The organism is Paenarthrobacter sp. YJN-5 (genome assembly GCF_015040095.1).
Lineage (GTDB): Bacteria > Actinomycetota > Actinomycetes > Actinomycetales > Micrococcaceae > Arthrobacter > Arthrobacter ureafaciens.
In genome coordinates this window covers 3,789,198-3,808,708 of sequence record NZ_CP053544.1, presented here as the reverse complement: position 1 = coordinate 3,808,708, position 19,511 = coordinate 3,789,198, and the positions used below count along the sequence as shown (strand labels likewise).

At 64.7% G+C, this 19,511-nt stretch carries 17 protein-coding genes and 1 riboswitch; of the genes, 4 read left to right on the top strand and 13 right to left on the bottom strand.

The annotated features are described in order from the left end of the window. Positions 1 to 64: 64 nt before the first annotated feature. Positions 65 to 904 (bottom strand): hypothetical protein, encoded by an 840-nt coding sequence (locus tag HMI59_RS17595; protein ID WP_021474558.1) that lies wholly within the window; start codon positions 902 to 904, stop codon positions 65 to 67. A 5-nt stretch (positions 905 to 909) separates the two neighbouring features. Next, positions 910 to 1,063: riboswitch (cyclic di-AMP (ydaO/yuaA leader) on the bottom strand. Between the two features lie 778 nt (positions 1,064 to 1,841). On the opposite strand from HMI59_RS17595, the gene HMI59_RS17590 reads away from it, so the two are divergent. Both HMI59_RS17590 and HMI59_RS17585 read left to right on the top strand, forming a co-directional pair. Next, entirely contained in the window at positions 1,842 to 2,711 is an 870-nt protein-coding gene (locus HMI59_RS17590) for a winged helix-turn-helix domain-containing protein (protein ID WP_021474557.1), read from the top strand. A gap of 135 nt (positions 2,712 to 2,846) precedes the next feature. After that, positions 2,847 to 3,371 carry a histidine phosphatase family protein gene (locus HMI59_RS17585; protein WP_062095224.1) on the top strand — a complete coding sequence of 175 codons (525 nt, stop codon included), beginning with the start codon at positions 2,847 to 2,849 and terminating at the stop codon, positions 3,369 to 3,371. A 62-nt stretch (positions 3,372 to 3,433) separates the two neighbouring features. Here the strand turns inward: HMI59_RS17585 and HMI59_RS17580 are convergent, their stop codons facing one another. Further along, complete coding sequence (locus HMI59_RS17580; RefSeq protein WP_062095226.1) at positions 3,434 to 4,366, bottom strand: LysR family transcriptional regulator; 933 nt, start codon at positions 4,364 to 4,366, stop codon at positions 3,434 to 3,436. A gap of 72 nt (positions 4,367 to 4,438) precedes the next feature. Between HMI59_RS17580 and HMI59_RS17575 the strand changes: the two genes are divergently transcribed. Beyond that, positions 4,439 to 5,353, top strand: coding sequence for an EamA family transporter (locus tag HMI59_RS17575; RefSeq protein WP_021474554.1), 915 nt, complete (start codon positions 4,439 to 4,441; stop codon positions 5,351 to 5,353). A gap of 21 nt (positions 5,354 to 5,374) precedes the next feature. Here HMI59_RS17575 and HMI59_RS17570 read toward each other — a convergent pair whose 3' ends face one another. The 4 genes from HMI59_RS17570 to HMI59_RS17555 all read right to left on the bottom strand — a co-directional run bounded on the left by HMI59_RS17570 (position 5,375) and on the right by HMI59_RS17555 (position 9,498). Beyond that, complete coding sequence (locus HMI59_RS17570) at positions 5,375 to 5,995, bottom strand: hypothetical protein (protein WP_227471438.1); 621 nt, start codon at positions 5,993 to 5,995, stop codon at positions 5,375 to 5,377. Positions 5,996 to 6,095: 100 nt separating this feature from the next. Then, a complete protein-coding gene (locus HMI59_RS17565) occupies positions 6,096 to 6,761 on the bottom strand; it encodes a TetR/AcrR family transcriptional regulator (RefSeq protein ID WP_021474552.1) in 666 nt (221 codons plus the stop codon). After that, the gene (locus HMI59_RS17560) at positions 6,758 to 8,794 is read right to left on the bottom strand and encodes a YhgE/Pip domain-containing protein (protein WP_193592024.1); all 2,037 of its coding nucleotides are present in this window, start codon (positions 8,792 to 8,794) and stop codon (positions 6,758 to 6,760) included. The genes HMI59_RS17565 and HMI59_RS17560 overlap by 4 nt, the downstream gene beginning before the upstream one ends. After that, the gene (locus HMI59_RS17555) at positions 8,791 to 9,498 is read right to left on the bottom strand and encodes an ABC transporter ATP-binding protein (protein WP_193592023.1); all 708 of its coding nucleotides are present in this window, start codon (positions 9,496 to 9,498) and stop codon (positions 8,791 to 8,793) included. Before HMI59_RS17555 ends, HMI59_RS17560 begins: the two co-directional genes overlap by 4 nt. Positions 9,499 to 9,608: 110 nt before the next feature. Here HMI59_RS17555 and HMI59_RS17550 point away from each other — a divergent pair, with 110 nt between their 5' ends. Continuing rightward, complete coding sequence (locus HMI59_RS17550; RefSeq protein ID WP_193592022.1) at positions 9,609 to 11,063, top strand: NAD(P)/FAD-dependent oxidoreductase; 1,455 nt, start codon at positions 9,609 to 9,611, stop codon at positions 11,061 to 11,063. Between the two features lie 109 nt (positions 11,064 to 11,172). On the opposite strand, the gene HMI59_RS17545 is transcribed toward HMI59_RS17550, so the two are convergent. The 7 genes from HMI59_RS17545 to HMI59_RS17515 all read right to left on the bottom strand — a co-directional run bounded on the left by HMI59_RS17545 (position 11,173) and on the right by HMI59_RS17515 (position 19,459). After that, on the bottom strand, positions 11,173 to 11,859 hold the full coding sequence (locus HMI59_RS17545) for an N-acetylmannosamine-6-phosphate 2-epimerase (RefSeq protein ID WP_193592021.1): 687 nt from the start codon (positions 11,857 to 11,859) through the stop codon (positions 11,173 to 11,175). A 10-nt stretch (positions 11,860 to 11,869) separates the two neighbouring features. Then, on the bottom strand, positions 11,870 to 12,856 hold the full coding sequence (locus tag HMI59_RS17540) for an ROK family protein (protein ID WP_193593813.1): 987 nt from the start codon (positions 12,854 to 12,856) through the stop codon (positions 11,870 to 11,872). 30 nt (positions 12,857 to 12,886) lie between these two features. After that, positions 12,887 to 13,804, bottom strand: coding sequence for a dihydrodipicolinate synthase family protein (locus tag HMI59_RS17535; protein ID WP_193592020.1), 918 nt, complete (start codon positions 13,802 to 13,804; stop codon positions 12,887 to 12,889). A 37-nt stretch (positions 13,805 to 13,841) separates the two neighbouring features. Beyond that, complete coding sequence (locus HMI59_RS17530; protein ID WP_062095246.1) at positions 13,842 to 14,657, bottom strand: ABC transporter ATP-binding protein; 816 nt, start codon at positions 14,655 to 14,657, stop codon at positions 13,842 to 13,844. Next, entirely contained in the window at positions 14,654 to 16,771 is a 2,118-nt protein-coding gene (locus HMI59_RS17525; RefSeq protein ID WP_193592019.1) for a dipeptide/oligopeptide/nickel ABC transporter permease/ATP-binding protein, read from the bottom strand. Before HMI59_RS17525 ends, HMI59_RS17530 begins: the two co-directional genes overlap by 4 nt. A 3-nt stretch (positions 16,772 to 16,774) precedes the next feature. Continuing rightward, positions 16,775 to 17,731: an ABC transporter permease gene (locus HMI59_RS17520; protein ID WP_031217275.1), complete on the bottom strand. Its 957-nt coding sequence runs from the start codon at positions 17,729 to 17,731 to the stop codon at positions 16,775 to 16,777. A gap of 105 nt (positions 17,732 to 17,836) precedes the next feature. Then, positions 17,837 to 19,459: an ABC transporter substrate-binding protein gene (locus HMI59_RS17515; protein ID WP_193592018.1), complete on the bottom strand. Its 1,623-nt coding sequence runs from the start codon at positions 19,457 to 19,459 to the stop codon at positions 17,837 to 17,839. Positions 19,460 to 19,511: the final 52 nt, after the last annotated feature.

Genomic DNA, 19,511 nt, shown 5'->3' with positions numbered 1-19,511 from the left:
ACGCTCCAGTAGGTACTGGTGCGTGTGGCGGCAACGGGAGCGGCATCTCAGGCAACGTCCGGGTTTAGTACCAGTTGTTGGCCAGGTGGAATGCCAGGGCTGCCGACGGCGAGCCGTAGCGTTCCTTGATGTAGTTCAGACCCCACTTGATCTGGGTCTGGTAGTTGGTCTGCCAGTCAGCACCGGCGGAAGCCATCTTGCCGGCGGGCAGCGACTGGACAATGCCGTAAGCACCGCTGGAAGCGTTGGTGGCAGTGGTGCGCCAGTTCGATTCCTTTTCCCACAGCGTGTTCAGGGCGGTCATTTCACCCGGACCCCAGCCGTAGTTGGCCAGAATGCTGGCAGCGTAGGCCTTGGCAGCGGCAGGATCGTCAACGGCCTTGGGGGCGGCAGCGGCGGCAGCAGCTTCTGCCGCAGCCTTGTCCGCAGCGGCCTTGGCGGCGGCGTCGGCTGCAGCCTTCTCAGCGGCAGCCTGGGCAGCAGCAGCCTGCTCGGCGGCGGCCTTGTCAGCTGCTGCCTTTTCGGCGGCGGCCTTCTCCGCAGCAGCCTTTTCAGCAGCGGCCTTCGCAGCTGCGGCCTTTTCAGCAGCGGCGCGCTTGGCGGCCTCAGCCTGGGCGGCGGCTTCAGCGGCAGCGTTCTCGCGGGTCTGCGGGTCCACCTGGACCGAAGCCTGGGTCTGTGCCGCCTGGCTCATCTCCGGAAGGTTGAACGTGGCGTTTGCGGCCTGCCCGAGCGATGCAACGCCCAGCGCGGCTGCGACGACGCCGGCTGCTACCGACATGCGGTGGCCGGTCCTACCCTGGCGGGCAGCGTTCTTCAGAACATTCTGCGACTTGGTCAGGGGAGCGTTGTTCTCGTCACGGTGACGCGCCTCATGGCGCGACTGATCCTTGAATTCAGACATGTGTGATTACCTCTCAGCGCCTGCGGAGTTAGCTGTCGGGTTCGGATGAGGTCATCCGGCCGCGCGTGTAGCTGCGGCTTCACCCCAAGGACCGGCGCAATGCCTGGCCCGGAGACTCTGGGTCCCCCGTCTCTGCCTCGAAATCAGAACGGAACTCCGGGAAGTGGCAGAGCTCGGCGCATCCCGGGTGTGGGCCAAGGTTGGGGCGACCCACTCGTTCGACGGTACAGGAGGTTAAAGCGAAAGTCACATTTAGGTAACAGAGATCACGACGCCGGTGCGTCGCCTTGCCGGATTCGCCGCGGTCGGGATGTGCCCCAACGAAGGGCGGGGCAGGATGCGCCACGGCGCCGCGACAATCGGGGACACTGAGGCTGCACGGGGGTTCGCAGGTGGCGTTCGGAGCTTTTAGCAGATTGGAAGCCTGAATATCGAGCCTGGCGTCCACTTCGATTGGACAGCATCCGTTTCAGATCGTGAGATTCCGCTGGTCGGGCGCTCGCGGGAATCCAGAGGGGCATCATGCCCCATTGATCGAAGAAAGTTCAGCCAGAACGCAATATTTCTGCCCTTGACCGAACAAAACCGCATTCATTTTTGCGATCCGCTGAATTGTGATTTGCGGCACAATACTCGCGCTTATCTCAGAATGTGGACGTTTCCGCCCTTTGTTACTTGCGTGTTGTCATTGTTACGTTGCACACTTCCAATGTGAACAAGAACTCAACAGCACCTGCAGCCGCAGCAATCTTCTCCAGCACACCCGCTGGCGACGAGTCCCGCTGTTGTCGAATGCAAGCCTAACTTCCCACCCCAAGAAAAGTTTCAGGCATTCGCCCCCTAGCCCACCGTTGGGCGCCCCTCCCCAAAACTCATTGCGGGGACACCAGCATTCGAAGCCGCGATGACGGCTATTCACTTTTGAGGTAAGCACTCCATGTCAGTTGCATCCGGATACGTCCACATCTCCGTCCGTAACGCCAACAAGGCCGCTTCCAACGCCGGCCTCCGCCCCGGTTTCGGTAACCGCCCCGGTTACGCACCCGGTACCCAGGCTGCTGCCCAGCAGGCTCCGGGCTACGTTCCCCAGGGCTACAACCCGAACTCCTACGGACAGTTGCGCGCCGTGCCTGCCGCTACCGAGCCCGCAGCCATGACGGCACCCACTCCGGTGGTGGCCCAGTCCGAGCGCCTCCGGCCCGTGGCCAATGACAACGTAGCCCGCGGATTCGTGCTCTACATGGGCATTGACGAAGAGACCGCAGCTGCTGCCGGGACCTCCATTGCCAAGCTGGCCCAGGAAATTCGTGCTTACGCCCAGTCGCTCGTGACCGGCGCGGAAAGCTATGCCGCCGTCGCCGTTGCTCCCGCCAGCGCACCCGGGTCGGCACTCGACGTCGTACGTTCCACGTTCGGTGACCCCACCGTCGCCGCACGCCAGCGCACCGAAGCCGCGCGTCCGGCGCCCCAGCAGGAGGCGCGCCCGTCCGGCGTGCTCATCGACCTCGCCCGCCGCGAAGTCCACCTCGACGGCGAATCGCTGAACCTGACGTTCAAGGAATTCGAACTCCTCAACTACCTCGTGGAGAACGGCACCCGCACGGTGGGCCGTGACGAGCTCCTCGAAGGCCTGTGGCGGAACGCCGAGGAAGTCCCCAACGAGCGCACCATCGACGTCCACATCCGTCGTCTCCGCTCCAAGCTGGGCCGCCTCGCCAACACCGTTCGCACGGTCCGTGGCCAGGGCTACCGTTTTTACGAGCACCCCGAGGTCATCGTCTGGGCCGCTCCGGAATACTCGATCTGATCCTGTAACTGCCGAAAGGCGGCACATCCCTCTGCGCCTGCGCTCACTCGAGCAACCACGGCGCTGACGGAATGTGCCGCCTTTCGTCTTGTCTGGTCAGTGAGCATCTGGCTGGCGCGGCTATAAAGTATTTGGATGAGCGACCACCACCTGAGACGGCTTGTGATCATGCGCCACGCCAAGGCGGACTGGCCCGTGGGTGTGCCCGACCATGAACGCCCCCTCGAGGAACGCGGGCACCGCGAAGCCCCGTTGGCCGGAAAATGGCTGTTGAAGCACAAGGTGGTCCCTGATTTCATCCTGTGTTCCTCGGCGCTCCGCACGCGCCAGACCTGCACGTGGATCTGCGATGAACTGGGCGAAAAAGCTCCTACGCCCAAGCTCGAGAACGGGCTGTACGCAGCCTCGGCCACAGAGATGCTCGCGGTCATCAACCACGTACCGGACACAGTTACTACGTTGATGGTGATCTCCCACATGCCGGGCGTGCAGGACCTTGCCATGCGTCTGGCTTCCCGGGACTCGGACCACGACGCCTACATGGATGCCGCCACCCGCTACCCGACCAGCGCCTTGACCGTGCTGGAGACGGAGAAGCCTTGGGCTGAGCTCGACGGGCAAGACGCGCGATTGATCCACTTCAAGGTGCCGCGCCACTAACCCCCCGCCTCTTACCCCAACTGGCTGGCATTAGGGGTTGTTCTCAGCGCTTTTGGCAACCACTAATGCGAGTCAGTCGGGACCGCGGGGAGCTCTTCAGCGGCGGCCACCTCCCGGAGAAGGCGAACCGTGTGGCGGATGTTGGGACTCGCTGCCATGGTCTTGCGGTACACGATCCCTACGGCGCGCTGCTGCACGGGATTCACTACCGGGACGGCAACAACCCCTGCCGGAAGTGGCGGCCTGCCCAGCCGGGGGACCAGCGCCACGGCCACCGACTGTTCCACCATGGCGATGTGCGTCGAAAAGTCGGGATCGTAGACGCGAATATCCGGCACGCGGCCCAATCCAGCGAAGATCTGCAGCAAGGCCTCGTTACAGATGGCTCCCGCCGGAGTGCTCACCCACGTTTCGTCCAACAGGTCAAGACGTTCGACGGCGGTCCTCGCCGCCAGCGGATGGCTGACGTTGAGCAGGACGTCGGCCTGGTCGAGGCACAAGTCTTCGTGGGCCATGTTCTCCGGGATCACGAGTGGCACGGAGTTCCAGTTGTGGACCACCGCGAGCTCGGCCTCGCCGGTTGCAACGCGTTGGATGGCCTCGCGCGGGTCCTCGGCGAGCACGCTGACCTCCAGCTCGGAATCGGTAGTCGCGATCCGTCCCAGCATGGGGCCCACCAGGCCACGGCAGGCTGTGGAGAAGGCCACCAGCCGGAGTGTGCCGGACGGCTTCTCCGGATCCGCCAGCAGGGTTGCCTGCAATTCCTCGAGCTCGCCCAGAATGCGCCGCCCGTATCCGGCCAGGGCAACACCACGTTCGGTGAGGAGTACCCCGCGCCCGTTGCGCTCGAGCACGGCGACTCCGGCCTGCTTCTCAAGCTTCTTGATCTGCTGCGAAACGGCGGACGGGCTGTAACCCATTGCCTCTGATGCGGCCACCACGGACCCGTGCTGATCGACGGCAACCAAGGCCCGGAGCGTGGAGATATCGATCATGAAGTAAATCTACATTGTCGCGTACTGAATTCAACGCTGGTGCTTCATTGAAATGAGCGTAAGAGTGGACGTGTGAACCTTCGCCATTCCTTGCTCGCAGTGCTCGTTGCAGTGCTGTGGGGCATCAACTTCGTTGCCATTGACCTCGGCCTGCACCCCGACGGCCGGGACGTTCCCCCGTTGTTGTTCGTGGCCTTTCGTTTCCTGTTGGTGGTGTTTCCCTGCATCTTCTTCATCCGCAAACCTGACGTGGGCTGGAAGGCGATTCTCGGCGTCGGGCTCTTTATGAGCGCAGGGCAGTTCGGGCTGCTGTACCTGGGCATGGCGCTGGGCATGCCGGCGGGGCTGGCTTCGCTTGTCCTTCAGGCGCAGGTGCTTTTCACGATCCTGCTTGCCGGACGGTTCCTGGGTGAGCGGCCGACGCGGAGGCAGATGGTGGGCGTGGTCCTGGGCATTGCCGGCTTGGGCGTAGTGGCTTTGGGCCGGAGTGCCGTGGCTCCGGTGCTGCCGCTTATGATCGTGCTGGCCGCCGCTTTGTCCTGGGCAGTTGGAAACGTGGTGGCCCGGCACTCAAAAGCCACGTCCGGCCTGGGCTTGGTGGTGTGGTCCGGGGCCGTGGTTCCCCTGCCGATGGTGGCTTTGTCCCTTGCGGTGGACGGTCCGGAAGCGGTGCTGGAAACCATTGTTGACCTGCAACCGGCAACCATCCTGAGCGCGCTGTATACGGCCGCCTTCGCATCCCTGGTTGGTTACGGAATCTGGAACCGGCTGCTGACGCTCTACCCAAGTTCCGACGTCGTGCCGTTCACGCTGCTGGTTCCGGTGGTGGGGATGACCGCCGCGTGGCTGGTGCTGAGCGAGGTCCCGACCGCCGCCGAGATCCTGGGCGGCCTGGTCTTGCTCCTCGGCGTGGCGACGGCAGTGCTGAGTATGCCCCGCAAACGATCCGTTGTCAGGTCCGGTGAGCGCCTCAAGATTCCGCGTTAGGGCGCAGGGCGGGCCTCGCAGCTAGCGCTTGGTGGCAGGCTTGCGCTGGGTGGAAGCGTTCGACGCCGGCCGCTTGGCAGGCGTCGTTGGCTTACGGGGAGCGGGGCGCTTGGCCTGGGTGGCCGGGCGCGGGGTCGGATTTCGCTGGGAGGGTGCCCGCTGGGCCGGTGGCGGGCTTGGTTTCCGCTGGGCCGATGCCCGCTTGGTAACAGGGGCGGGCCGCTTGGCAGGAGCAGGAGCAGCCGTTCGCGAGCCGAATGACGGCATCACGGCGCCGAGGAACAGGACCGCCACAGTTCCCACGCCTGCAACGGCGGCGAGGTAGAAGTAAATGTCCGAGTCCTGGCTGCTGACGGCACTGCCCATTGCGTTGGAATCCTGGTTGAATGCCAGCCCCCACATCCGGAGGAAGGCTATGCCAAATCCGATGAACAGCGTGGTGCCCGCCGAGGCCAGAAGGACAACCAGGTAGCGGCGTCGGTTGAACACCTGGACCAGCGAGGCCAGGTAACAAGTGAGGACGGCGCCAAGGAAGAGGTAAAGAACCACCTCTTCAAGGACCACTGCGGCCAACACCAAAAGCCCGAGGGAGACGAAAGCGGCTACGATCGCGAGCTTTCCACTGTTCCCCATGTGACGCATGGGGTTAATCATCGCCGACCAAGCCGCTACGCCACGCCGTCGTAGATTGCAGTTCTGTACCGTTCGGGGGAACCGGGGTGGCTGCCGGGGTAAGCGCAGGCTATTTGATGACGTACCCGTGCATGATGGTCATCACGGCGGCCACGCTTTGCCCGCGGGTTCGTTCCGGGTTGTAGGTTTGGCGGTCGAGTCCCACCACAAAGATGGCACCGAGGATGGCCGCTTCCAGGCTTCCCCGGGCAATGCTCTGGTCAACGGGATAGTCGCCCGCCACGTGGTCTACCGCCGACCCGATCACGGCCAGCAGCTCACCCCGGAGTTCGGCAAACACCGCGCTCCACTCACCTGGAGCGCGCCAGTTTTCGCTGACCCACAGCCGCGCGAAGGAGGGATAGTCGTCCATGAACTCCATGGCTTGCTCCACCATGTTCGTCATGGCGTCCAAGGGGTCCGCAACCTGCCCTTCAATGGCCTGGAGGCGTCCGAGCATGATGTCCACGCCGTGGCGCAGGAGCTGGGCGATCAAGTCCGACTTGCTGCCGAAGTTGTAATAGACCGTGCCCTTGGAGACTCCGGCTGCGGCCGCAATCTCGTCGACGGTCACGCCGGCTGCGCCGCGCTCGCCGATGAGTTCCATCGAGGCCTCGAAAAGACGCTGCTTGGTGGCGTTCGTGCGCTCGGGACGCAGCTTCTTTCCGGTGGCACCCGTGACGTCGGCAGCCCGGACGGTGACAGCGCGGGCCCGTGCGGCCTCTGGGGTGCTCATACGGCGATCTCCGGCTTCAACGTCTTGAGGGTCCACGTCTTATGTTTGCGGACTGCAAGGGTGGACAGTACTGCTCCCAGCACAGTGTAGCCAAGCAGGCCCAGTACCGTTGGCCAGATCATGGTCAGTTCGCCACCGTAGATCAGGTGCCGCATACCGGTGACCACGTAACCCATCGGCAGGACTTCATGGACTACGTGCAGCGGCATCGGCGTGGTTTGCCAAGGGAACGTGCCCCCCGAGGACACCAACTGGAGGACCAGCAGGATCAGCACCACGAACTTGCCCGGCGTACCCAGGAAGGCCACGATTCCTTGGATGATCGCGCTGAATGCCATCGCCGCGGCCAGCATGAACAGCCACGTGCCCACGGGGTGTGCCGGGTTCAGCCCCAGGCCCAGGTCCACGACGAGCGTCAGGATGGTGGCCTGCAGGACGGAGACGGCGAAGAACGGCAGCCAGCCGCCGACAGCGATTTTCCATGAGCGGGCATTGGATGCCAGTGCCCGTTGGGTGATCGGCCGCATGGCCTGAACGAGCATGAATACGCCGATCCACAGGGCCAGAGTGAGGAAGAACGGTGCCAGGCCCGCGCCATAGGAGCTCGCCTTGGCCTGGGAGATGTTGTCCACCGCCACGGGGTCGGCGATCACCTTGGAAACGTTGCTCTTCTGTTCGTCATTGGGGTTCGGAATGTCGCCTGCGCCCTTGGACAGTTCAGAGGCCAGGGTGCCGGCGCCCTCGGATGCCGTCACTGCTCCGGTGGCGAGTTGTCCGGCGCCGTCGTCCAGCCGGTGTGCGCCGCCGTCGAGCTTGGTGGCTCCCTCCAACGCGGCCTGTTGGCCGCTTGCCAAGGTGGATGCACCGCTGCTGAGCTGGTCCGCGCCGGCGGAGGCCTTGCCGATGGCGTCCGTCAGCGCAGGCGTTGCTGCGGCGAGTTTCGCGGCCCCGGCACTCACTGCGGCTGAGCCGTCGGAGAGCTGCTGGATCTTGGCCGCGTCGTCGGCGATCTTCGTCCTGGCATCCGTCACAGGGCCAGAAGCCGATGCCGCGTCGAACTCCGCCAGGACCTTGGCCGCCTGTTCAGGAGTTAAAACCCCTGCCGCGACCAGCTTGGCGTTGGACTCCACCACGCGGTCCCGTAAGCCTTTGTCCGCTGCGTCCAGCTGCCCGACGACGTCCTGCACCTTCGCGTTCAGCTGCGCGTTTCCGGCGGCTACTTGGGCGGCCCCGTCAGCGAGTTTTTGGGAGTCCGCGGGGAGCGTGGCGGTCTTGTTCTGCAATTCGTTGAGCCCGGAACTGAGCTGGCCGGCTCCGGTGTTGAGCTGATTGGCGCCGTCACGGAGTCTGGTCTGGCCGTCAACCAGTTGGTCGGCGCCGGTAGCCAACTCCGTGGTGCCGGCGTGAAGGGTTGCAGCGCCATCACGGAGCTTGCCGACGCCGTCAGCGAGTTCCCCGGCGCCGTCGGCGGCTTTGACGATGGAGGCGTGGATGGTGCCGAAGCCTGTGAGGAGCTGGTTGGCCGTTTCCTCGCCTACTTCCTTGGCCACGGTGGAGTGCACCGCGGTGGTGAGTTTGTCCACGATGGTGCTCAGGAGGTAGTTGTTCGCGTCATTGGTGGTGACGTGGAGCATTGCCTGATCGGCGGCGTCGAAGCTGCCCGGAGAAGCGAGGTTCGCGGAGAAGTCCTCGGGGATCCGCAACGCGAAGGCGTATTTGCCGGTCTTGACTCCGGCGTCCGCATCCTCGGCGTTGGCGACTTGTTTCCAGTTGAAGACGTGCCCGTCCACCAGGTTGTCTGCCACTTTCTTGCCGGCCTGCAGTTCCGCGCCGTCCTGTGACGTGGCGCCCTTGTCTTCCACCACCAAGGCAGCGTCGATCCGGTCCAGGTTTCCGTACGGATCCCAGTTCGCGTAGAGGTACACGGCTCCGTACAGCAGGGGGACCATGGTGAGGGCGAGGATGGTCAGCTTGGGCAGGAGCCCGCCGGTCATGCGCTTGAGTTCGGAGCGGGCGAGCCGCAGAACAGTCACGGTGCAGTCCTTTGGAGGTGGTGGGTTGGAACAGGTTCGGTGCTTTCGGGTGTCGGCTCTGCCTCCGGTTCGGCCGGGCGCCGGACCGAGTTGCCGATCACCGCTGCGGGGCCTGTCCAGTTGTCCGGAAGGGCTGAAACGATCCCGACGACGGCGAGCGGCCGCCCGGCGTCGGAGGCCAATGCCTGAAGTCGAGGCAACCACTCGGCGGTGCCGGCGCTATGGCGGTCAGGTGAGTCGACCACCAGGAGGTCCACGGCGGGATCAGCCAATGCGAGGGCGGTCAGTAGTTCCAAGCGGCGCCCGGCCGGCAGTTGTTCAATCCAGAGTCCGGCAATGTCCTCGAACCGGTTGACCTTCAGCCATGGCTTGCTGAGCAATGCGCCGCGGTAACGGCGCGGGATGAGCGCCAGGTCCTCGGTGACCAGGTCACGGACGCTGAGGTGCTGTTCCGGTTCGTTGACGCCGGGGGAGTCCACCAAGGCGCTGGCGGTCCGGATCTTCTTGGTCTTTGCCTGGTTGTCCCAGCTCAGCGTCCCGCTGCCCGGCTTCATCCGGCCGCTGAGGGCCAGCGCCAGGGCGGTCCGTTGTTCCTGTCCTTGGCCGGAAACCAAGAGGAGTTCGCCGCGCTTGGCTTCGAGGGATGTTGGCGGGAGGAGATCGGTTCGCCGGCCGTTGATGTGAAGTTGCTGTGCAGACAGCACGGGCAGGGCCTTTCGGAGTAACGATGTCTGAGCCGAGTCTAACTAAACTGACTGGTCAGTTCAAATAGCAAGCTCTCACAACCGGACGGCTCCCGGCGTAGGCTTCTCCCATGACTGCCGAAAATTCCCGCGAATTCGACGTAATCGTGATCGGCGCGGGCGCCGTCGGAGAGAACGTCGCGGACAGGGTGGTCCAAGGCGGTTTGTCTGCCGTGGTGATCGAAGCCGAGCTCGTGGGCGGTGAGTGTTCGTACTGGGCCTGCGTCCCTTCCAAAGCCCTCCTCCGTCCCGGCAGCGCCTTGCACGCAGCCCAGCTGATCCCCGGCGCAACCGAGGCCATTACGGGAGTCCTGGATGCTGAAGCAGCCCTCAAACACCGGGACTGGTTCACCAACAACTGGCAGGACGGCAGCCAGGTGGAATGGCTTGAGAGCACGGGCATTGAGCTCATCCGGGGACGGGGACGGATTACCGGGCCCCGCGAAGTCCAAGTTGATGGCCTGGACGGTAACAGCTACGCGCTCAAAGCCCACCACGCCGTGGTCATCGCTACGGGTTCCAGCCCCACGGTCCCCGACGTGGAAGGATTGTCAGACGTTCCGTTCTGGACCACCCGGGGAGCCACCGCAGCCAAGAAGATACCCAGGCGCCTCGCCGTCCTCGGCGGGGGAGTGGCCGGCGTCGAGCTGGCCCAGGCTTTCGCCCGGCTGGGCTCCATGGTCACACTCATCGCCCGGAGCCGCCTGCTCGGCAGCTACCCGGAGGAAGCCGCGGCACTGGTCCTCGCCGGGCTCAGGGCGGACGGCGTGGCAGTGCACCTGCACACCGACGTCGAAAAGGTGGAAAAGGACGACGACGGGTCACTGACCATCACGTTCGACGGAAGCACCGTGAGCGCAGACGAACTTCTGGTTGCTTCCGGGCGGCACCCCGCACTGGCAAACCTCGGCCTGGAAAATGTGGGCCTCGCAGCCGACGACGGAAAGCTCACACTGACCACGGACGTCAGCGGGCTGGTGGACGGCCCGGCAAGCGACGGCACCAGCGGCTACTGGCTCTACGCTGTGGGCGACGCTGCCGGGAAGGCCTTGCTGACTCATCAGGGAAAGTACGCGGCCCGCGCCGCGGGAGACGCAATCGTCGCACGGGCCAAGGGCAAGCTGCATGGCACGCCCAAGCCTTGGAGCCCTTGGGCCCAAACTGCCAACCAGCACGCTGTACCGAGCGTCGTGTTCACGGACCCCGAAGTTGCTTCCGTGGGCCCGAGCCTTGAGCAGGCTCTTCTGGACGGAAAGAACGTCACGGGTGTCGAATTACCCATCAACGTCTCCGGATCGCAGCTCTACTCGCCCGACTACAAAGGCTGGGCGCAGATCGTCGTCGATGAGGACCGCCGGGTCATTCTGGGCGCAACCTTCGCGGGTCCCGGGGTAGCTGAACTCCTGCACGCCGCAACCATCGCGATCGTCGGCGAGGTACCCCTTGACCGACTCTGGCACGCCGTCCCGGCCTTCCCCACCATGAGCGAAGTGTGGCTGCGCTTGCTGGAGAAGTACGGGCTCTAAGCGGCGACCGCGAAATTTGCTCAATCATTCCTGTGTAAACCTTGGCTTCCCCTATAACTACGGGGGTTGCGGGAACGGCATGCGGCTAATGATTGAGCAAATTTTGGTCCTACGCGTGCATCGCACCCTTGAACCAGCCCGTAATGGATGCCGGGTGGGTGATGGCCGTGCCGACTACTACTGCGAACGCGCCGGCATCGAGGGCTTGCCGGGCCTGGGCGGGTGTATGGATGCGGCCCTCGGCGATCAGCGGTTTGCCCAGGTTCGCCGACGCGATTTCCGCCAGCAACGCCAGGTCCGGCCCATCGGTCTTGGGGCGCTCGCCGGAGTACCCGGCGAGGGTGGTTCCGATGAGGTCTGCACCGCCTTGGACGGCAGCGGCCGCGTCGTCGAACGAGCCGCAATCGGCCATCACCAAGGCATGGGATTCGGCGTGGATACCGGCAATGGTCTCTGCCAGGGACAAGCCGTCCGGCCGGGCACGCCGAGTCCCGTCAATGGCCACCACATGCGCGCCGGCATTCGCCACGGCAAGGGCATGACGGAGGGTGGGTGTGATGAAGACGCCGTCGTGGCCGTCTTTCCAAAGTCCGATCACCGGCACCTCGACGGCGGCGCGGGTGAACTGCACGTCCGCCAACCCTTGGACGCGGACGGCCGCAGCACCGCCAATGACTGCGGAAGCCGCCACCTGGCCGGTGGTGCGGGGATCACGCATGGGCTCGCCGGGGTACGCCTGGCAGGAAACAATCAGCTGGGAACGGAGGGCCTCGAGGCCTTCGACGGTGAGGATCATGGTCCCTTCCTTACTTAAGTACGAGTTTCGCAGCGCCGACGATCGCAGCCGTATTACCCAGGGTGGCGCGAACAACCGGGACGGAAGCCAAAGGGGCCAGGATTTCCTGGCGCAGGGCGGTCTCCATGGGCCTCCACCAAAACTCCCCGGCGTCGGCAAGGCCGCCGGACACCACCACGACTTCAGGGTCAAGGATATTGATGAGGCCGCCCAGGGCTTGCCCGGCGGCTTTGGCACCGAGCCCGACGGCGGCACGGGCGGCGGCGATCGCGGCACCGGGAGCGGCGCCGGCAGTGGCAGGGGCGCCGGCACCGGCGTCGTGGTTATCCTGGGCGATCGCGAACACGCCGCGGGTATCGGCCGCCTCCGACGCCGGGCCGCCGAAGCGAAGGTACGCCGCGTGGATGGCGGGCCCGGAAGCGACGGCTTCCACGTGCCCGAAGCCGCCGCACACGCAGGGCAGCGGATTTCCGTCCACTACGGCGTAGGGGGACGCGAAGTGCCCCACATGGCCGCCAACAAAACGGTGTCCCAGGAGCGGCGAGCCGTTCAGGACGAAGCTGCCGCCAACCCCGGTTCCGAAGGCGACCATGAGGGAACTGTCGGTGCCTGCGGCTGCGCCCAGCCATGCCTCGCCGAGGGCGTGTGCATGGACGTCGTTGACGGCCCGGATCGGAAGTCCCACCCGGGCGGAGAGCCCTGCAACCAGCTTCGTTCCGGCCCAGCCCAGGATGGCGTCCGTTGCCGAGACCACGGTCCCGGCTGCGGCGTCGATGACTCCCGCGGAGCCGACGCCAACGCCGGACACTGCCAGTCCGGCGTCGGCAGCGCGCTCAACCAAGCCCGAAACCAGCGCTGCGGTGGCATCCAGGATTACTTCGCCACCGGTCCGGTTCAGCGTCGGAATGGTCCCCGACATCAATACTTCCCCGGACTCTGAGACAACCCCGGCGGCGGTTTTGGTACCGCCGAGGTCAACGCCGATCACGTGGGTCATGGAAGCGGTCATCGAACCGGTCATTGAGGACTAGACCAGCCCGTTGCGTTCCAGGATGGCGCGGATCGCGGCGGTCTCTGCGTCGTTCAGGGTCAGCATGGGCTGGCTCATGGTGTTGGACTCGATGATGCCCATCACCTGCAGCGCGGTCTTGAAAGCGCCCAGGCCCGCAGCACCGCCGGAAACGCGGCCGTTGGGGGTGTAGACGATCTCGAACACATCGGCCAGACGGTCCTGTTCCCGCGCGGCCAGGGTCCAGTCTGCAGCCTGCGCGGCATCGAAGAGGCGACGGTAGCCGGCCGGGTCAACGTTGCCGAGGCCGGGAACAACGCCCTGTGCGCCGCCGAGGAGTGCGCCGTCCACCACCACTTCGTGTCCGGTGAAGATATCGAAATTGGGGATGTCCTTGGCCTGCAGCAGCAGTTGGCGGAAGGAGACGTCGTCGCCGGAGGAGTCCTTGACGCCGGCAATCACGCCGTCGCGGCCAAGCCGGACCAGGAGGTCGGTGGGCAGCTTGAAGTGGGTACGGACGGGCACGTCGTAGGCGAAGATCGGCTTGTCGATGGCCGCGTGGATGTTGCGGAAATGGGTTTCGGTCTCCGCGACGTTGCCGATCGCGTAGTACATGGACGTGACAACGATCGCGTCGGCGCCGAGGTCCACTACCTTCCGGGCTTCCTCGATGACGCGGTTGGTGGTCTGCTCGTTGGCACCCACAATCAGGGGAACCGCACCTGCGTTGGCTTCGGCGATGGTGGTGACCACCAGTTCGCGCTCGGCGTTGGTCAGGTAGGGGACCTCGCCGGAGGAGCCCAGGACGAAGAGCCCGGCCACACCGCCGTCGATCAGGTGCTTGGTGACGTTCTTCAGCGAGTCGGTGTCGACGCTGCCGTCGGCGTGGCGGGGGGTGATGACCGGGGGAATGACGCCCTGGAACTGAGTGGACACAGAAATCTCCGTTGGTTGTAACTTGTGAGGGAAAAAACTAGATGTGGAGCAGGCTCGGCGCGGCGCCCAGCAGCTTCTTGGTGTAGTCGTTGCTCGGGTTGTCGAACACCTGCGCGGCGGTTCCTTGCTCGACGATCTTGCCGAAGTACATGACGCAGATCCGGTCCGAGACATAGCGGACGGTCTGGATGTCGTGGGAGATGAACACCATGCCCAGGTTCAACTGCGTCTTCAGGTCGGAGAGCAGGTTCAACACCTGTGCACGCACGGACACATCGAGCGCGGAGGTCGGTTCATCGGCCACGATGATGTCCGGGTCCAGGGCCAGTGCGCGGGCGATCGCCACACGCTGGCGCTGGCCGCCGGAAACCTGCGACGGCGTCACTTCGGCTGCCGATTGCGGCAGGCCAACCAGCGCCAGCAGTTCCTTGACCTTTGCCGCACGACTGGATGCGGTGCCGATGCCGTGGACCTGCAGGGGATCGGTGAGGATGTCCTGGATGGTCATGCGCGGGTTCAGCGCCGTTGCCGGGTCCTGGAAAACCACGGACACGGAACGGCCGAACTCCTTGCGCATGGCCGCGTTGCGCTTGATGGCCGGCTTCCCGTGGAACAGGACCTTGCCCGAGGTCGGGGGCTGGAGTCCGACCAGCACGGAGGCAAGCGTCGACTTGCCGCAGCCGGACTCACCGACGATGCCCACGGTCTCGCCGCGGCTGATGGTGAAGTCCACGCCGTCCACTGCCTTGACGATGTTCGGCCGGAACAACCCGCCGGTCCGCGCATGGTGGTAGACCTTGACGTCCTTGAGCTCGATCACGGGCTTCGAATCCCGGCGAAGTGATTCGCTCACTTTGCGTCCTCCTTCAAGTGGCTGGCCCAGTAGTGGTCCGTGTCCTCACCGTTCGCCGAAGCGACGGGCGTGAGGACCAGCTTCTGGTGCGGGTCGGCGTCGGGCCTGAGCGAGCGGGCGGCGAAACGGTCACCGGTTGCGAAGTCGCGTGGCGACGGTACGGTTCCCGGGATCTGGTGCAACCTGGCGGCGTCGGCCTCGATGGACAGCACCGCACCCAGCAGGCCACGGGTGTATTCGTGCTTCGGGTTCTGCAGGAGCTCCGACGCCTGCGCGGACTCCACCACCTGGCCGGCGTACATAACCGTGATGCGGTGGGCGAGGGAAGCGACCAAAGCGAGGTCGTGGCTGACAAACACCATGGCGAAGCCCAATTGCTCGCGCAACTCGTTGAGCAGGTCCACTACCTGTTTCTGGACGGTGACGTCCAAGGCTGTCGTGGGCTCGTCGGCCACCACGATCTTGGGCGAACGGGACAGGGCCATGGCGATCAGCACGCGCTGTCGCTGGCCGCCCGAGAGCTCGTGCGGGTAGCTGGCCAAGGTGCGGACGGGATCCAGCTTCACCATTTCCAGCAGCTCGGTCGGAGTCTTGCGGCCTCCGCGCTTGGTGAGCTGTTCCATCTGCTCCTTGATCTTCATGGACGGGTTCAGGGAGCTGAGGGCATCCTGGTAGACCATGGCGATCTGTTCACCGCGCAGTCCGACGTAGGCCTTCGGATCGCTGTGCCCGGTCTTCGGATCCAGCAGTTCCTTGCCGTCGAACTTGATGGAACCACTGATGTGGGCGGTTTTCGGCAGGAGGCCCATGACCGCCAGAGAGGTGATGGATTTGCCGCAGCCGGACTCGCCGACCAGCCCCATCGTCTCGCCCTCACGGACGGTGAAGGAGACGTTGTCCACGATCGCGGTGTCGCCGAAGCGGCCGGGGAAACGGATGGACAGGTCCTTGACCTCGAGGACGTTGCGTGCGCCTGCCGGCACCTGCGGGAGGCGGTCGGTGCGCTTCGCTTCGATCGAGGCGAGGAGTTCAAGTTCGCGGTCCAGCAGGAGGTGCGGATTGACGACGGCGGTCCGTACGTCAGTGAGCACGGCTGACTTGCCCAACTCGTCGGTGACGCCGTCACCGGATGCGGCCCGGACGGCGTCGAGCTCGTGTTCTTCAACCACGGACGGCTGGGCCGGGGACGTGGCTACCTCGGTGTCCACGGCAGTTGCGACGGCGGCGGTGGAACCGTCGTCGTCCTTGACCGCCGGAGCCTTGCGAAGCTTGGGGTTGACCATTGCGTCGGTGAGGCCCTCGGCCAGGATGTTGAGGGAGAGCACCGTGAGCAGGATCGTCAGGCCGGCGAACGTGGTGGCCCACCATCCGCCGGAAAGCACCAGGTTGCGGCCGTAGGAGATCACGTTGCCCCAGGATGGAGCGGGGTCCTGCACGCCGGCGCCGAGGAAGGACAGCGACGCTTCCAGGATGATGGCATCTGCCACCATCACCGTGGCGAACACCAGCACGGGAGCGGCGGTGTTGCGGACGATGTGCTTGACCAGGATGTAGAAGCGGCCGGCCCCGATTACCCGTTCGGCGCGGACGTAGTCTTCGCCGTACTGGGCCAGGACGTTGGCACGGACAACGCGAGCCAGTTGCGGGGTGTAGATGATGGCGATCGCGATGATGATGGTGGGGACCGAGTTGCCGAAAGCGGCCAGCAGCACGGCGGCAAGGGCGATGCCCGGGAACGCCATGAGGATGTCCATGATCCGCATGATGACCTCGTTGACGGCCTTGCTGGAGGTCGCGGCGAGCGAGCCGAGAAGGGCGCCCACCAGGATGGCCAGGCCGACGGCGCCGAGGCCGATCATGAGCGACGACTGCGCACCGAAGAGCAGGCGGGAGAAGATGTCCCGGCCCAGCCGGTCAGTGCCGAAGAAGTGTTCCGCACCCGGGGGAGTGGCCGGAATGAACGTCTCCAGCGGATCGTGCGGAGCGAGTACCGGCGCGAAGACGGCGGCGACGGCAATCACTATGAGGAAGAGCAGGGCGATACGGGAGCCCCAGGGCAGGGCCTTGAAACGAATGCCCGGGGCACTTAGCCGTTCTGCGAGCTTGCTGCGCATGAGCTATACCGTCCTGATTCGGGGGTTGATGAGCAGGTAGAGAAGGTCCACCACGATGTTCACCAGAACGAACGTGACAGAGATGGTGAGCACCACGCCTTGGACGAGGTTGACGTCAAGGTTGGTGATGCCGTTGAGGATCAGCTGGCCCATGCCGGGCAGGGCGAAGATCATTTCAATCACGACGGCGCCACCCAGCAGGTAGCCCACGCGCAGTCCCAGCACGGTCACCGGGGTGACGAGCGCGTTGCGCAGCACGTTCCTGGAGACCACCTCGCGGTAGGGGACACCGTTGCCGATTGCGGTGCGGACGTAGTCCCGGTCCAGTTCCTCCACCATGGAGGTCCGGACCACGCGGATCAGTGAGGCGGAGACCGGAATGCCCAGCGCGAGGGCCGGAAGGGCCATCGAGTTGAGCCACCCGCCGAAGCCGGATTCCGGCGTCGCAATACCGCCCGAGGGGAACATCGGGTTGTTGCCGAGCGCGAACCACTGGATCAGGAGGATGCCGAGCCAGAAGGACGGGGTAGCGATCGCGGCGATGGAGAACACGCGGACCAGCTGGTCCTGCCACTTGTCGCGGTAGAGGGCGCCAAGGATGCCGAAGACCAGCGAAACCACGATCGCGATCAGCACGCCAAGGAACGTCAACTGCAGTGTCAGGGGGAAGGCCGAGCCGATCATGGAGGCCACGGACTTCGCCGGCGGGGTGGTGACGCCGAGGTCGAACTGCAGGAGTTTGCCGAGGAATCGGAAGTACTGCAGGAACAGGGGATCGTTGAGGCCGTTTTCCTGGCGGTACTGTTGCTTCGCTTCTTCGCTGGCACCATCGCCGAGGGCCGAGCTTGCCTGGTCGCCGGGAGCGGCCTGCAGGACGAGGAAGACGAGCAACGTGATGCCCAGGATCATCAATGGCAATGCTGCAAGTCTGCGGCCAAGCAGACGCAATATCGTGACCAATTTATTCTCCGGTTGGTAGAGGTACAGCAGGGTTGCGGGCCCTGCCTTGCGGCCCAGGAGGGGAACCCGGGACGCAAAGCGGGCCCCGCAACGGTGGGGGACCGACTAAGCGGTACGTCCGACGTCGATGAAGGACACGCCGGTGGTGGGCAGGGGCCGGAAGCCGCTGAGCTTGTTCTCGTCCCAGGCGCTGGGCAGCTGGCGGTGGAAGATCGGGTACAGCGGGACTTCTTCGGAGACGAGGTCCACGATTTCACCGACCGTCTTCTTGGCGGCATCGCCGGAGGCCTGCGAACCCTTGTCCATGAGTTCCTGGAGCTTGGTGCGCTCGGGCGTGGTCCAGAAGGCGCGCTTTTCCATCCAGGTGCTGCCCGAGTAGAACCAGCTCAGGAGGAGGTCCGCGTCGTTGCCGAACACTGACGGGTCACCCGGGGCAGCAACCACGGTGTAGTCGCCCTTGCCCACGCGGTCGGTGTACAAAGCACCGGACTGGAGGTTCTTGACGGTGACCTTGACACCCGGGAGCTTGTTCCAGGATTCGAGGATCAGCGGAGCGACGTCCTTGACCCACGCGGTGTCGGTGGTGAGGAGTTCGAATTCGAGGTTGGTGACGCCGGCTTCCTTGAGCAGGTCCTCAGCCTTCTTGGCGTCGTAGCCGTAGACGTTTTTGGCCTTGACGTAATCCGGGTGGCCTTCCTGGAAGTAGGAGCTGGCGGCCTTGGCGTTGCCGAACAGGGCCTTCTTGATGATGGCTTCCTTGTCCATGCCGTAGTGCAGGGCCTGGCGGACCAGCTTGTTGTTGAACGGTGCCTTGGCACAGTTGAACATGAGGAAAAGGAGGCCGAAGGACTGCACCGACTCGACCTTGACCTTGGACTTGAGGCCGTCCACATCGAGGTAGGGGACATCCTCGATCGCCTGGACGCGTCCCGACTGGACTGCCGTGACGCGGGCCGCGGCGTCGGAGAGGAGCAGCCAGGTCATGCCCTTGGCGAGGGCGGGCTTCGGGCCGTTGTAGTCGGCGAAGGCTTCAAAGACGATCTTGTCGTCCTTCACGGCGGAAACGAGCTTGTAGGGTCCGGAGCCCACCGGCTTGGCGTCGAATGCCTTGAGGTCAGTGGCGAGTGCCTTGGGAACGATCTTGACCACGGAGATACGCGGTCCGAAGCCCGGGAAGGCGTACTTGAGGGTGAACTCGACCGTCTTCCCGTCCAAGGGCTTGACGTCCTGGATGAACGGGATGAACTGGGAGAACAGCGACTTATTGGCCGGGTCCATGACGCGGGTGAAGGAGAAAGCGACGTCTTCGGTGGTGACCGGGGAGCCGTCGTGGAACTTGGCACCGTCGCGGATGGTCACCTGGTAAGTGGTGTCGTTGACCTTCTTGGGGTCCGCTGCGGCGAGGGCGTTGTAGGGCTCGCGCGTTGCCGGGTGCAGTTCGATGAGGCCTTCGAAGATGTGCAGGTTGGCTGCCATGGGCGTGGCACCGGAGGAGCTCAACGGGTCGAAGCCCGTGGAGAGCGCGTAGGAGATGCCTGCCTCAATGGTGAGGTCCTTGTTGACCGCAGCGGTGTTGGTCGTGTTGCTGCTCGTGGTGCTGGCAGCGCCGCCGCACGCAGAAAGGGTCGCGGTGAAAGCAGCAGCGGCACCGACGGCTCCACTCAGCTTCAGGAAGTTCCTGCGGCTGGCGTCGTTGACCAGCGGCAGGCTATTGATCGTCTTGCTCATAGGGGCCTCACAATTCACTTATCGTGGGTTATCGGATGTAGGACGTCCGATG